We start from the raw sequence: 13,660 nt of genomic DNA on the forward strand, positions 1-13,660 counted from the left end.
AATCCTGCAGTAACGTCTGTGTGATCTGCATCGTGCAGACCTTAGTTTGACTGACTACGCACATCGCTGTGCGATTTATTTAAAACTTTGAATTAACAGGTACGTTTTGTCTTGTTTAGTTTTCAAAGATCATTACCGCTTGTCGAAGCAGCTTTATTATCTTACCACTCAGCTTCTTTTATGTCAACAACTTTTTTTAAGTTGTTTCCGAAGCTTTTCGTTGTTGTCTGCTGTCCATCAGCGACGTTTAATAATATAACACCCTTTTGAAAATATGACAATAGTTTTTTAAAAAATCATTAATTATTTTCTTTCATACCTTATTTCAGTTTCTCTTCTATAGAAAGATAAGCTGTCTTGTGGTTTGGCCTATTTTCTTGTATAGTAAGATTGAACTAAATACTTGATGACCACAAGGGGAGCATTAAAGCTGAGAGTGAACGTTTTGTTCTGACCCTTTGAACCTGTTAGTTAACGCTGGCGTAGGGATGTGGCAAAGCCAAATGATTTGCAGTTTATGTAAGCAGCGCGCGGACCTTTTCCCATCCTTCCCCGCGCTGCTTTTTTGTTTATCCTTGATACGGTTGTCTGACCAGGGGGAAAACTATGAATCATTCAACACAGCTTGTGCGCTTAATTGAAATAGCGATTATGACCGGGGCGGCTGTCATTCTGGACATTGTCTCAGGTATGTTTCTCCGGATGCCCCAAGGCGGTTCGGTCTCTATTATGATGATTCCGATTTTTTTGATTTCATTCCGCTGGGGAGTGAAGGCCGGGCTTACGACAGGCTTTTTAACAGGGATCGTCCAGATCGCCATCGGCAATTTGTTTTTGCAGCACCCGGTGCAGCTATTTCTCGATTACATCGCGGCATTTGCAGTTCTCGGTTTCAGCGGCTTGTTTGCTTCCGGTGTACGAGAATCGGCATTGAATAAAAAAAGAGGCGCTTTAACGATGTATGTTATAGGCGGTGTTTTCATCGGCAGTGTGCTGCGGTATGCGGCGCATGTGGTCTCCGGAGCTGTCTTTTTCGGAAGCTATGCTCCGAAGGGTACGCCGGTCTGGATTTATTCATCCGTCTATAACGCGACTTACATGATTCCTTCTTTTATCCTTTCGGCCATTGTCCTTATCTTATTATTCATGACTGCGCCGCGGCTTCTTGAAGCTAAGCGGACGAACTGAAACAGCAGGCGGTTTACGCCTGCTGTTTTTTTATTCCGGGCTGTGCCGTTCGTTAGAATCACTCAGTTCTTTTGTAAGTTCATTTATGCTTTGTTTTATGTTTCCTTTGCCTGAAAAATTCTCAATCAGCTCTTTTACATTGATTCCGGAAGATGCTTTTAAGCTTTCCTGGAGACCGGCCATTAAATTGGTTGCGTAGCCTGTGACTTTATTGGCTCCGCCGTTTTCACCGCTTCCTCCCGTATCCACGACGGTAATTTTATCAATGTTTGAAAGAGGCGCTGAGACTTGTTTTGCGTATTCAGGCAGCATTTTCACAATCATATCAAGGATTGCAGCCTGCCCGTATTTTTCGAATGCGTCGGCGATTTTTTCTTTAGCTTCCGCTTCTGCGAGACCTTTCAGGCGGATGACTTCCGCTTCGGTTTCTCCTCTCGCCTTTTCAGCCTCCGCTTTAGCAAGACCGTCAATTCTCACGCGTTCCGCTTCCGCCTTGGCCATCGCTTCGATGCTGTACTGCTCGGCATCCGCTTCGGCGAGCTGCTTCGCTTTTGCGGCCGCGGCCGCTTGTTCCACCGAGTAACGGTCAGCATCGGCTTTTTTCTTCACTTCAGAGTCATATTGGCGCTCACGGCGCAGAATTTCTTTTTCCTCCAATTCAATCTGCTTTTGCCGCTCAATAATTTTAATTTGCATTTCCTGCTCTGTCACCTGCTGGCGCGCTTTTGCGGTTTCAAGATCATATGCCTGGTCGGCATTGGCTTTTGCTGTATCCTGCTCTCTTCTGTATTCCGCCATTTTCAGCTGATTGATTTTTTCCGCTTCAGCTATTTCCGTCGCCCGCTCCAGCTCTGATTTTTTGCGTCTTTATCAGCGGCCGCGCGTTTAATCCTCGTCTCTTTATCCGCTTCTGCCGTGGCAATGTCCGCATCCCGCTTGACTTGGGCGATTCTCGGCTTACCTAATGATTCAAGATAGCCGTTTTTATCTCGAACGTCTTTAATCGTAAAAGAAACGATCATCAGCCCCATTTTAGCAAGATCCTGAGACGCGACACGCTGGACTTCCTGAGAAAACTTTTCCCTGTTTTTATAAATCTCTTCAACGGTCATGGAGCCGAGGATGGAGCGCAGATGGCCTTCCAGCACCTCCCGCGCCTCCTGCTCACGGTCGTCCTTGGATTTCCCCAAAAATTGTTCAGCTGCTGTGGCGATTTCACCGATGGAGCCTCCGATTTTAATAATGGCGGTTCCGTCGGCCATTACCGGCACGCCTTGCTCTGTATAGACTTCAGGTGTAGAGACATCAAGTTTGCTTGACAGTAAACTGAGAGGTTCTGCCTGCTGGAATACCGGGAGCACGAACGTTCCCCCGCCCCGGACGATTTTCAGACGATTTCCGCCTTCATCAATGTGGACGTTCTTATTTCCCAAATAACTTCCGGTCACGATAAGGGCTTCATCCGGCCCCGCTGTCCGGTACTTCGTAATAAATACAGCAATAAGTGCGATGAGTAAAAAGAATACGATTCCGATAACAATGATAATCGGCATAGTCATAACAGTTCCCCCTTAGATATCAGATTGGTTCATGCGGCGTCACAAAAAGCACTCCGTCTTTCACGTCAATCACTAATACGGCCGTTCCGTACCTGATCTGTTCTTGATCAAAGCTGACGGCTGATTTAGAAATGGCGCCCCCTATTCCCTCTATGATCACTTCCCCATAGCCGTCTTTCGGGACGGAAGTAATGACCCTGCCGACCCTGCCCTTTAAATCTGTCTCCCGATATGCGAGCGATTCTTCCGCTGATGAAAGCGGGACAAGGACGAAGAAGTGAAGCAGGCTGACCAAAAGAACCGAAAGAACAAATGAAAGCAACGCAATGACAGGACTTGATAGCGGAGCGGCGATTTCGCCGATATAACCTGAGGCTGAAAAGATTGTTAAAAAAGACAGAATCAATGCAGGGTTTAAAAATGAAACAGGAATGGCTTCCGAGAGGCCGTGAAACACATCTTGAAAAAACAGAATCAAAAGCGTGAGACTTCCCGAAATAATCAATGTGTAAAGATAGACCGTTTCAAGCGGCAGATGAAATATGTCCACATTCTATCCTCCTTTCGGCTGAGGTGTCGGAGTGTTACTTTATATACGGATGGAAAGGTAAATGGTTTCAATTTTCTGACAAGGAAGGCTGATTACATGATTATCCAATCCGGATATGATATGTTTACTCTAAAGGAGGAGATAGGATGAGCATTTTTAATGAAGCCAGACAGCAGACCTGGGAAGTACTGAAAGGACTCTCTGATGAGGAATTCAACCGAAAGCCCGCGGCTGATGAGTGGAGCGTGCGGGAAGTCCTTGACCATTTAAAGAAAATTGACGAAACAGCGCAGACCCTTTTATCAAAGCAGGCAAAAGACGCACCGTTTAAAAAAATCGAAGACAAACCGATGGAGTTTATAGAGGACAGATCAAATAAACGGCCGGCGCCGTCACACCTCGAACCTGAGCAAAACCGAATATCAGTCATTGAGGCAAAACAAGAATTAGATACGGCAAGACAGCAGCTGACCGCAGTTATTTCATCATTAAACGAGGAAGACTTTGAACGTGTGCTTCCGCATCCTGTTTTTCAAGAACTGACGATCCGCCAGTGGATTGATTTTATCGGCCATCATGAAAAGCGTCACATCAATCAAATAGAAGAAATCAAACAAAAAATCGAGAAGGTCTGACTCAGACCTTCTCGATTTTTTTCTTGGCGCGTTTCGGTTCATAAGAATGGATGGTGACCGCATCGCCCGTGCATATATCACCCGGGCGTTCAACAATACAGACAATTCCTCTTCTGCCCATCGCGTGCCTCACAAACGCCGCGGCGAGTTTTGGCTGATCCGGATAAAAGGATTGAATGACTTCTCCCGGCTGAATGCACGGATCATTTTCTCCCTCGCACAACAGAGACGCACCGCTTGGAAATATCATTCTGCTTCCTTCTTTAAGCGGCGTCAGCGCAGAAAAACCGCTGATTGCGATATTAGCGCCGAGCCATTCGGGAAAGATATGAGAAATCCCCATCTTCTCCGCAATGTCATCACATTCCTCCATGGACACGATTGAAATTTGTCTCCGGTTAAAAATTTCTGTTCCTCTTTCATACATCGGCTCACGCGCGCCGGCCTTTTTTGTCAGTCCGAAATGCAGGTCACCGGGAAACCCGCCGTATTCCGCGCGAAGCTTGTCCATCTTTTTGGTAACAAATTGTTCGGTATCCGCTATATATACGCCTTCCGTCTTTGCTGTTATGCGTTTCCACATCAGCCACCACCGCCTTTTTCTTGACATTATCCTTAAAAAACCCCGCTCTGTAAAGGAGCGGGGTTCATTTATTATACCGTTTTCGGCGTTAAGTCAAAGCAGCGTTTGTAAATCCAGTTGTATGCTTTCTCATTCAAATCTCTTGGATTTCCGAATGTTTGCGGATCTTTCATGGCTTCTTTTGATAAACGTTCAATCATGTCCGGAGACACACCTTGTTCTTCTAAACTCGGCACCTCTAAATCTTTTACAAGATCATACATCCAGTTGACGGACGCTTTGGCCGCTTCTTCGGTTGTCATGTTGCTTGTATCGATTCCGAATGCTTTGGCGATGCGGGCGAATTTTTCCGGATAGCCTTTCCAGTTGTATTCCATTACCGGTCCCATCATAGCTGCGACGCATTGTCCGTGAGCGACAGGGATGATGCCGCCGAGCGTCTGGCTCATCGCATGCGCCGCGCCTGCTGATTCACTGCCGTATGAAAGGCCGGCAAGCATCGCCGCCTGCGCCATGCCGTATCTTGCTTCCAAATCCTCTCCGTCCGCAAACGCGCGCTTAATATAATGCGCCGCATATTCAATGGCCATTAAAGCGACGGCATCAGTGATCGGCTGCGCGAATTTCATCGTATAGCACTCGATGGCGTGCGCAAGTGCATCAATACCTGTCATGGCCGTCACATGCGGAGGCATGGACGTGTGCAGCTCAGGGTCAATGACCGTTAAATGCGCGGCGATAAGCGGTCCGCCCGTATTGAATTTAAATTCTCTTTCCTCATCTGTAATGACCGCCCATTGTGTGACCTCTGAACCTGTTCCCGCAGTCGTCGGGATCGTTGTCAGCGGAGGAATGCGGTTTTCCAGCGGCTTTTTGCCTTCCGCGGCTTCATAATCAAGCACGCTTCCTTCGTGTGTCGCTTCTACCCCGATCGCTTTCGCCGTATCCATGGAGCTTCCGCCGCCGACAGCCACAAGACCGTTGCAGTTTTCTTTTTATACAGTTCTGATCCTTCGTTCACAAGACGTACAGGCGGGTTCGGCTCCACTTTGTTAAACAGGACGACTTCGATGCCCGCTTCCTGCAAAGATTCAATGACCGGGTTTGCCACTCCCGCGTTATAAATTCCCGGGTCTGTTACGAGCAGCGCTTTTGTGACGCCAAGCGCTCTGACTTCACTTCCCGCGTGCTGAATCGCGCCGATTCCGTGTTTAATGACTGTCGGGATTTCGAATGTATGGAATTTATGCATGCTTTCTACTTTCATATTTAATGTCATATTGTATCTCCTCCTAATTATGCTTGAAACCAGTTCACAGCCGCAGGTTTCGTATTGCGGTAAATATGTTTGATTTCCGTGTATTCTTCCAGGCCGATTTTGCCGAGTTCGCGGCCGAAGCCCGATTGTTTGTACCCGCCCCATGGCGCTTGCGCGAAATACGGGTGGAAATCATTGATCCATACCGTTCCCATCCGCAGTTTGGCGGCTACGCGTTCGCATTTTTCAATATCCTTTGACCATACCGCTCCGGCCAGCCCGTAAATGGTATCGTTGGCAAGTCTGATCACTTCTTCTTCAGAAGAAAATGACTCAACTGTTAAAACGGGGCCGAAGATCTCCTCTTGGACTATCCGCATATCAGACTTGCAGTTTGAGAAAATAGTAGGTTCATAGAAGAAACCGTTTTGAAGGGCGGGATCATCAGGACGTTTGCCGCCTGTTTCCAGTTTTGCCCCTTCTTCGATACCGATTTCTACGTATTTTTCGACTTTGGCCCGATGCTCGGCGGAAATCAGCGGACCGCTTTCCGTATCTTCATGAAAACCGTTTCCTAATTTGATGCGTTTCGTGCGCTTGATCAGCTCGGCTAAAAATTCATCATGAATGGCTTCGTCCACCAAAAGACGGGACCCTGCCGAACAAACTTGGCCGGCATGGAAAAACACGGCGTTCAGCGCTTGATCTGCAGCTGTTTCGAGATCTGCATCTTGAAATACGATATTCGGATTTTTGCCGCCAAGCTCCAGGGCAATCTTTTTCACGTTGCCGCTTGCCGCCTGCATGATTTTTTTGCCTGTTTCAATTCCGCCCGTAAAAGAGACCAAATCGACGTCGAGGTTTCTCGCCAGCTCGTCGCCGACAGAAGCGCCCGGCCCCAGCACGAGATTGGCGGCCCCTTTCGGAATACCGGCTTCTTCTATTAATTGAAAGACTTTAATGGTTGTCAGCGGAGTAATCTCGCTCGGCTTTAAAACGATCGTGTTTCCGGCCGCAAGAGCGGGAGCGATTTTCCAGCTCGCCTGAAGGAGCGGATAGTTCCACGGCGTAATTTGTCCGCATACACCAATCGGCTCTCTGACGATTTTACTTACTGAATCGGGAATCGGAGATGAAATGACCTCGCCTCCGTCTTTATCCGCCAAACCGGCATAATATTGAAATACATTTGCGATATCATCCATATCGGCTTTACTTTCTTCAATCGTTTTTCCTGTATCAAGCGATTCTAGCTCAGCTAATTCGTTCAGATCGCGTCTGATTAATTCCGCAATTTTCAGAACAAATTGTCCGCGCTCGAGCCCGGAAAGCACCGGCCATTCCCCTTCATCAAATGCTTTTCTGGCTGCGGCGATGGCTTTCACCGCATCATCCCGGTCTCCTTCGCATACCGTTGCAATTTCTTCTTGATTAAATGGATTAATGATGCGGCGGGTCTGTTTTTTTCTGCACTGATCCATTCGCCGCCGATATAAAGCGTTTTGCTCATAAGAGTCCTCCTTACCGAGAAGTAAGTTTGTTAAATAAAAATTTAATGTTTTTAACAATGTTAATTTAACACATGTTTTTTTGCCTGTCAAAACCCGGTCAGTCCGTTTAGATTTTGACATTTTGTCATGATTCGTTAAGATTAAGAACATAAAGAAATGACTTAACAAATTTAAACTTCAAGAGGAAAAGAGGGACAGTATGGATGAGAATCCAGAATTCACAGCTATAGAACAAGCCAGGGATCTTGTCATTGATTCCATTGCAGAGACGATGGATCTTTACGGAATCACCCGGAGTGTCGGGATTTTATACGGAACAATGTATATGAGGGATGAAATGACGCTTGACGAAATGCGTGAGGAACTGCAGATGAGCAAACCGAGTATGAGCACAGGCGTCAAAAAGCTGCAGGATTTAAATGTGGTCAAAAAAACCTTTCACCGCGGCACACGGAAGCATACGTTTGTAGCGGAAAAGGATTTCTTTACGTTTTTCACGAATTTCTTCCCGCCGAAATGGGACCGTGAAGTTCAGGTGAATTTGTCCGCCATCGTACAGGCCCAGGCGGATTTGCAGTCCGTTTTGCTGGCCGAGGAAGGCAGCGCGGAATTACAGGAAGAAGCGCGGCAGTTATATGATCAGCTTGAAAGCTCGAAAGCTTATTATCATTGGCTGAAGCGGCTCGCCGACTCAGTTCAGAGCGGGGAGATTTTTAAATTTATTCCGATAGAAACAGACGAAAAAAACGCCTGATTTTGATTCAGGCGTTTTTTGTCGTGATTTGATTATTTTTGAGAAAATATAGGAACATAACCCCATTTACTTCCATTAAAATTGATGGTAAATTTTTATAGGTATGGTCGTTCTTTTTTAAGAACAATCAGCAAATTTTTTTTTAGGGGGATTTATGAAAATGAAACAGAAATTTTTCTCAACTGTCATGGCAAGTTTATTCGGCCTCGTTTTGCTTCTTTCTCTGCCGACAGCGTCATTCGCCGCTGAGTCAGGCTCAACCGTTCACGAGCCGGAAATGTCCGCGAAAGCGACTGCTACCTTATTTGCAAAATATACAGGTGCCAGCCAGCAGGAATGGTCATTTTCTGATATCGAATTGACGTACCGTCCGAACACGATCCTGAGCTTAGGCGTTATGGAATTTACCCTTCCTAGCGGATTTGCGGCTACAACAAAAGATACAGTCAACGGACACGCTTTGCGTGAAAGACAGATTCTGAATAACGGCAAAACAGTCAGACTTCCGTTAAACATTGATTTGCTCGGCGCAGCGGAATTTAAGCTTTCTCTTAATAATAAAACATTGCCTGCTGCAGGTACATATAAGTTCCGTGCAGAAAATAAATCATTAAGCATCGGCTCTAAATTCTATGCTGAGGACACAATTGTTGTTCAAAAACGCAGCACACCGCCGACACAGCCTTGCAACTGCAAATAATTGCGAAAAACGGACCGGCACAAGCTCATCGCTTGTCAGCCGGTCTTTTTTGTGCTGTTTTCTTTCTTCCGGCCCTCGCATTGACAAACCCCTGAAACAGGAGTACATTCTTGTTTGTTATATTTGGAGTGACGAAAACAGTTTCTTAAGGAGTTATGAGGATTGGGAAAAATCAAAAATAAACAATTTGCCGTCATCGGACTCGGCCGTTTCGGCGGAAGCATCTGTAAAGAGCTTTTTAAAATGGGGCATGAGGTGCTTGCGATCGATATCAGCGAAGAGCGGGTCAACGCATACTCCTCTTATGCCACGCATGCCGTGCGGGCAAATTCAACGGAAGAAAGCGAGCTTCAGTCGCTCGGCATCAGAAATTTTGAATATGTCATCGTAGCAATCGGCGCCAACATTCAGGCAAGCACGCTGACGACGCTGTTATTGAAGGAGCTGAACATCCCTAATATTTGGGTGAAAGCGCAAAACTATTATCATCACAAAGTGCTTGAAAAGATCGGTGCTGATCGTATTATCCATCCCGAAAAGGATATGGGAGTGCGGATTGCGCAAAGCCTTTCAGATGAAAATGTCTTAAATTACATTGATTTGTCAGATGAATACAGCATCGTGGAGCTTTCAGCCACGAAAAAGCTGCATTTAAAATCCATTCTTGATCTCGGCGTCCGGGCCAGATTCGGCTGCACCATTCTCGCCGTGAAACATAATGGAGACATTCAGCTGTCCCCTTCTCCGGAGACTGTCATCCATGAATGTGACTGCCTTGTGCTGATGGGGCATAAACGTGATATTAAAAGGTTTGAAACTGAAGGAATGTAAAAAAAGCCGGCAAGCTGCCGGCTTTTTTTGATGCTTATGTTTCTTCACTTAACTGGACGGCGGTTTGGTCTACCCAGCCGATCAGCTCATCTTTCACTTGAATTTGGTACCAGACGGATTCTCCGTTTTGTTTTTCAGATACGACTTTAATATGCTGGCCGGTAAACTTTTGCGCCGATGCCAGTTTAATAGAATGCCGCTCTTTTGACGGCTTGGACCACACGTCTTCAATGGCGTGGTCTTTGATGGCGCCTTTCATATCAACTGCTTTAAGAGAGGCATTGATTTTGTCATATTCATTCAGGTTATAGGTTTCTATGACATCTTTAATTTTTTCAGCATAGCCGGGGTCTGTGGCGTAGCCGGATTTTTGAAGGGCAGCCGCCGCTGTTTTATAATTGTCCGCTTCAATGACGGGCTTGTACTTCTTTTTATTCCAAGACGTTCCGTTGACAAATAATTTGGCATGGTCATCCATTGATTCAAAAAACGTGCTGTATTTACGGAATTTTGCCCGAATCGTTTTTCGTTTTCCTTTTTCAAATTCATCCGTTTTCATCGTGACGTGTTTTCCTTTATAATCACCTTTTACACCGAACAGGTTGCGCGCTTTCCCCGCAAGCTCACTGTTCCCCCAGTCCGATTCGAGAATGGCCTGTGCGAGGGTGATGCTCGGAAGGACATGATATTTCTCATATAAAATCTGAGCATGCCCGGAAAGGCTGTCAATAAAGACCTGCTGCTCGTCCACCTCTTCAGGCGGTTTTTCTTCCGTCACTATGAATTTCGAAAATACCATTGATACCAGAAATAATCCGAATATAAGAGATACAGCAAAAAGGCACCCAAGCACCCTTTTGGTCTTTGCTTTCTTTTTCATATCAACCTTCCTTTAATTCCGGAATCACTAGATTTATAATTTTACTGGTCATTGATGAAAATTTCAATAAAATAGGGAAAAAGACGGAGAAAGAACACATTGTGCAAATAAAAAAGACCCCTCTTTGAGGAGTCTTTTTTGTTATGCCATGCTCAGCTGAGGGCCGAACAATTCATATTGAACAGAATCAGAGTCAAACCCGAGCGCAAGAATCATATCTTTCATTTGCGTCATAAACTGCGCTGATCCGCACAAGTAACATTCAGCATCTTGATTCAGATGAAGCTGCTCCAAGAAGGTTTGATCAATTCGGCCGCTGTAAAAAGGCTTGTCTCCTGAGCGGTCTTGTTCTGCCGGTTCACTGTATACATAAATGACGTTAATATTCGGATGATTCTCCGCAGCTTGTTCAGCCTCTTTGCGGAACGCGGCGTACTCTCCGTTTTTCGCGGCATGAATAAAAGTAACGGAACGCTCCGGCTGTTTTTCGGCGGCTGTTTTCAGCATGCTCATCATCGGCGTGATTCCGGAACCGGCACTGATAAGAACAACCGGTTTTTCGGAAGCAGACAGCTTGAAATCTCCGGCGGGTGCGCTGACTTCAAGTTTATCTCCCTCTTGAACTTCATTGTGGAGATGAGAAGAAACCGCTCCGTCCTTTTTCACAGAAATCCGATATGCGCCTTTTTGAGAAGCATTAGACAGGCTGTACTGGCGAATGTGCGTATAAGGAGAATCCGCAATCCTCACTTTAATGCTGATATATTGTCCCGCTTCAAATCCAGGAAGCGAAGAGCCGTCACTCGGTTTGATATAAAACGATGTGATATCTTTGCTTTCTTTTGTTTTCTGTATAACCGTAAATTCTTTATACCCCTGCCATCCGGCTTCATTATACATGTCTTTTTCAATGCCGATGAAAGCCTCCGCAATAACACCGTAAGCTTTTTCCCATGCCTGCATAATCTCAGGAGTTGCGGCATCCTGCAGCACATCCTTAATTGCCAGAAGCAGATACTTTCCGACAATCGGATAATGTTCCGGTTTTACACCGATGCTTGTGTGCTTATGGCCGATCTGTCTGACCGCCGGAATGATTTGTTCTAATTGATCAATATTCGCCGCAGCCGCAATGACTGCATTTGCCAATGCTGCGCGCTGAGTCTGTTTCTTTTGGTTCGTTTGGTTAAACATATTTAACAGTTCGGGATGATCTTGAAACATCAGGTTATAAAAGCGTCCGGTGATGTTTTCTCCATGTGTTTTCAATACAGGTACTGTGCTTTTGATGATGTCTATTGTTCTCTCATCCAGCATGTTCATCCTCAACCCTTCTAAAGATGTATTTTCAATATATCTTTATAGTAAGAGATATTTCGAATAAAAGATATATCTAAAATGAATCTTTAAAAAAGCCGTCACAATATTGTGTTGGATTTGGAATTTATGGATTTCACCTCCTTTTTTATCACCCGGTGAAACAGGGACACATATATTTGGGAATATACGTTTAAAGATGAAAGCGGGGGATTGCATGGTTTCCGATATCGATTACACGTCTCCGAATACACAGTTCACTTATGATGTGAATGAGAGCCGTTTTTTTACGAAAGATGCTCGGAACTTTATCAATGTATTGGGGATTAAACAGTTAAACACGCTTGAAAATATTTCATTATTAGATATCTTTCTGAGTAAAACAAATGTGATTGAACCGCATACCCATCAAAACGCCGCTGAATTGGTGTACTGTATTTCGGGTTCCGCGGTGGTATCGATGCTGAATCCGTTCACCCAGAAAATACGTAATTACCCGATTACCCCCGGGCAAGTGGCGAATATTCCGCAGGGGTGGTGGCATTATGAAGTCGCCACTTCAGACAAAACCCATCTTTTGGCCATATTTGACGCCCCTTCGCCTGAAGTGATATACGGCTCGGATATTCTCCGTCTGACGCCGCCTGAGATCATGGCGCATACGTACTGTTTGAATGAGCATGAGTGGGAAAAAGCCGTTTCACCGATCCGGCAATCAACTGTGATAGGTCCCGATAAATACTGCGGACAGTCTGAAAACACGGGTATTCATGATATGAATAAGCCTTATCAGCCAAATACGCATTATCCGAATGATCCGTATCGGCATTATGTTCAGCCGTTCTATCGGGGGTATTAAATGGGAAACGGAGCGGCATTCAAGCTTTGACGAAAAAAGCCCCTCATTGGAGAGGGGCTCTTGATCATTACGGTCCGGTTCCGCAGCTTACTTTGTACTCGCCTTCGGACGATTTTTTTGAATAACATACGTGCGGCGTCTGTCCGGTTTCATCTTTCCAATTGAACCAATTTACATAATAAAGGTTCCCGGCCTCTCCGCCTCCTTCTTCTTTTTGAAGAATCGCAAAGCAGCTTTGATACGGATATCCTTTTTTATAAATGTCATGCCTGATGGCTCCTTTTTCTGAAGCAGACGTGAAAATGATGGGAGAAAGAGCCGAGAGCGCTGTTAAAAGAAGTGCCACTGCCGCTGAAAGAGTTAGTATAAGATAGATTTTCTTTTTCATTTTTCCTCTTATTCCTTTCATTTAGTTGTTAGAAACGAAGCGGAACACAGAGGCTGCTGCAGAGGATTAAAAACTTATAAAGGTATGGAGCCAAGGGGCTCGCACCCCTGACCTCTACGCTGCCGGTGTGGAGATGCTTTTCTGATAGGAACAGACGTTTTGTTTCAAACCCTAATCTTTTATTTGGCTAAAAATGAATAAGCTGGTCCCAAAATAGGATTATAAATTAAAGGTTAATTTTCCACTAGACCTGCCATCAAAACGCCCATCACAATCAATAATAATAGTAAAAGTAAACAAAGTGCTAGGATAACAAAAGAAATATTCTTTGCAATTCCTTTAGGGGATTTGATTGCTAGAATACTCCCCACGACAATTCCTAGGATTCCAAGCGCCCAATGAATATGAGGCAGAAAGCACAATGCGAATAAAAGGATGATAAGCGACACGAACCCAAAATACTTTCTCATTTCTCTCCTTTCTATTTTCCCTCCCTTAAATTGAAAAGAAAATTGAACTTATAAATATTGAGTGCCATATTTTTTAAATATTAGCATAGATTTATCGTTCGAGCTTTATGACGGCGGATACATACGCGAGGTTATCTGCGCAGTTCATTACGGGACCACCTACGGAAGGAATTTCGT

Annotated in this window: 11 protein-coding genes, 3 pseudogenes and 1 riboswitch; of the genes and pseudogenes, 6 read left to right on the forward strand and 8 right to left on the reverse strand. The window is 45.2% G+C overall.

The features are described 5' to 3' along the window. The first annotated feature begins 405 nt into the window (after window positions 1-405). A riboswitch (TPP riboswitch) is annotated at window positions 406-506 on the forward strand. A gap of 100 nt (window positions 507-606) precedes the next feature. Then, on the forward strand, window positions 607-1,188 hold the full coding sequence (gene thiT, locus D368_RS08350) for an energy-coupled thiamine transporter ThiT (protein ID WP_007410163.1): 582 nt from the start codon (window positions 607-609) through the stop codon (window positions 1,186-1,188). 30 nt (window positions 1,189-1,218) lie between these two features. On the opposite strand, the pseudogene floT reads toward thiT, so the two are convergent. Continuing rightward, window positions 1,219-2,747 (reverse strand): annotated as a pseudogene (gene floT, locus D368_RS08355) (flotillin lipid rafts scaffold protein FloT). A 19-nt stretch (window positions 2,748-2,766) separates the two neighbouring features. Next, window positions 2,767-3,297, reverse strand: coding sequence for an NfeD family membrane protein (locus tag D368_RS08360; protein WP_003152186.1), 531 nt, complete (start codon window positions 3,295-3,297; stop codon window positions 2,767-2,769). A gap of 146 nt (window positions 3,298-3,443) precedes the next feature. Between D368_RS08360 and D368_RS08365 the strand changes: the two genes are divergently transcribed. Beyond that, window positions 3,444-3,932 (forward strand): DinB family protein, encoded by a 489-nt coding sequence (locus D368_RS08365; RefSeq protein ID WP_070082256.1) that lies wholly within the window; start codon window positions 3,444-3,446, stop codon window positions 3,930-3,932. A gap of 1 nt (window position 3,933) precedes the next feature. Here D368_RS08365 and D368_RS08370 read toward each other — a convergent pair whose 3' ends face one another. The 3 genes and pseudogenes from D368_RS08370 to betB all read right to left on the reverse strand — a co-directional run bounded on the left by D368_RS08370 (window position 3,934) and on the right by betB (window position 7,283). Further along, a complete protein-coding gene (locus D368_RS08370; RefSeq protein ID WP_003152182.1) occupies window positions 3,934-4,515 on the reverse strand; it encodes an MOSC domain-containing protein in 582 nt (193 codons plus the stop codon). Window positions 4,516-4,586: 71 nt separating this feature from the next. Beyond that, window positions 4,587-5,794, reverse strand: a pseudogene (gene gbsB, locus D368_RS08375) (choline dehydrogenase). Between the two features lie 17 nt (window positions 5,795-5,811). Next, a pseudogene (gene betB, locus D368_RS08380) lies at window positions 5,812-7,283 on the reverse strand (betaine-aldehyde dehydrogenase). Between the two features lie 200 nt (window positions 7,284-7,483). On the opposite strand from betB, the gene gbsR reads away from it, so the two are divergent. The 3 genes from gbsR to ktrA all read left to right on the forward strand — a co-directional run bounded on the left by gbsR (window position 7,484) and on the right by ktrA (window position 9,569). Beyond that, window positions 7,484-8,038 carry a transcriptional regulator GbsR gene (gbsR, locus tag D368_RS08385; protein WP_071392220.1) on the forward strand — a complete coding sequence of 185 codons (555 nt, stop codon included), beginning with the start codon at window positions 7,484-7,486 and terminating at the stop codon, window positions 8,036-8,038. 160 nt (window positions 8,039-8,198) lie between these two features. Continuing rightward, window positions 8,199-8,738 (forward strand): biofilm surface layer hydrophobin BslA, encoded by a 540-nt coding sequence (gene bslA, locus D368_RS08390; RefSeq protein WP_070082729.1) that lies wholly within the window; start codon window positions 8,199-8,201, stop codon window positions 8,736-8,738. A gap of 162 nt (window positions 8,739-8,900) precedes the next feature. Continuing rightward, on the forward strand, window positions 8,901-9,569 hold the full coding sequence (ktrA, locus tag D368_RS08395) for a potassium uptake protein KtrA (protein ID WP_058906302.1): 669 nt from the start codon (window positions 8,901-8,903) through the stop codon (window positions 9,567-9,569). 34 nt (window positions 9,570-9,603) lie between these two features. Here ktrA and D368_RS08400 read toward each other — a convergent pair whose 3' ends face one another. Both D368_RS08400 and hmpA read right to left on the reverse strand, forming a co-directional pair. Further along, window positions 9,604-10,449, reverse strand: coding sequence for a glucosaminidase domain-containing protein (locus D368_RS08400; protein WP_014418724.1), 846 nt, complete (start codon window positions 10,447-10,449; stop codon window positions 9,604-9,606). A gap of 141 nt (window positions 10,450-10,590) precedes the next feature. Next, window positions 10,591-11,766, reverse strand: a complete 1,176-nt coding sequence (gene hmpA, locus D368_RS08405) for an NO-inducible flavohemoprotein (protein ID WP_071392603.1) — start codon at window positions 11,764-11,766, stop codon at window positions 10,591-10,593. Window positions 11,767-11,983: 217 nt separating this feature from the next. Between hmpA and D368_RS08410 the strand changes: the two genes are divergently transcribed. Next, entirely contained in the window at window positions 11,984-12,625 is a 642-nt protein-coding gene (locus tag D368_RS08410; protein WP_071392221.1) for a cupin domain-containing protein, read from the forward strand. Between the two features lie 67 nt (window positions 12,626-12,692). Here D368_RS08410 and D368_RS08415 read toward each other — a convergent pair whose 3' ends face one another. Beyond that, the gene (locus D368_RS08415; RefSeq protein WP_071392222.1) at window positions 12,693-13,013 is read right to left on the reverse strand and encodes a hypothetical protein; all 321 of its coding nucleotides are present in this window, start codon (window positions 13,011-13,013) and stop codon (window positions 12,693-12,695) included. Window positions 13,014-13,660: the final 647 nt, after the last annotated feature.

Source organism: Paenibacillus lentimorbus NRRL B-30488 (assembly GCF_000411595.1).
Classification (GTDB): Bacteria; Bacillota; Bacilli; order Bacillales; family Bacillaceae; genus Bacillus; species Bacillus velezensis.

Coding starts and splice junctions, on each gene's coding strand:
- thiT (WP_007410163.1), top strand. CDS start 607: ATGAATCATTCAACACAGCTTGTGCGCTTAATTGAAATAGCGATTATG.
- D368_RS08365 (WP_070082256.1), top strand. CDS start 3,444: ATGAGCATTTTTAATGAAGCCAGACAGCAGACCTGGGAAGTACTGAAA.
- D368_RS08370 (WP_003152182.1), bottom strand. CDS start 4,515: ATGTGGAAACGCATAACAGCAAAGACGGAAGGCGTATATATAGCGGAT.
- gbsR (WP_071392220.1), top strand. CDS start 7,484: ATGGATGAGAATCCAGAATTCACAGCTATAGAACAAGCCAGGGATCTT.
- bslA (WP_070082729.1), top strand. CDS start 8,199: ATGAAACAGAAATTTTTCTCAACTGTCATGGCAAGTTTATTCGGCCTC.
- D368_RS08400 (WP_014418724.1), bottom strand. CDS start 10,449: ATGAAAAAGAAAGCAAAGACCAAAAGGGTGCTTGGGTGCCTTTTTGCT.
- hmpA (WP_071392603.1), bottom strand. CDS start 11,766: ATGCTGGATGAGAGAACAATAGACATCATCAAAAGCACAGTACCTGTA.
- D368_RS08410 (WP_071392221.1), top strand. CDS start 11,984: ATGGTTTCCGATATCGATTACACGTCTCCGAATACACAGTTCACTTAT.
- D368_RS08415 (WP_071392222.1), bottom strand. CDS start 13,013: ATGAAAAAGAAAATCTATCTTATACTAACTCTTTCAGCGGCAGTGGCA.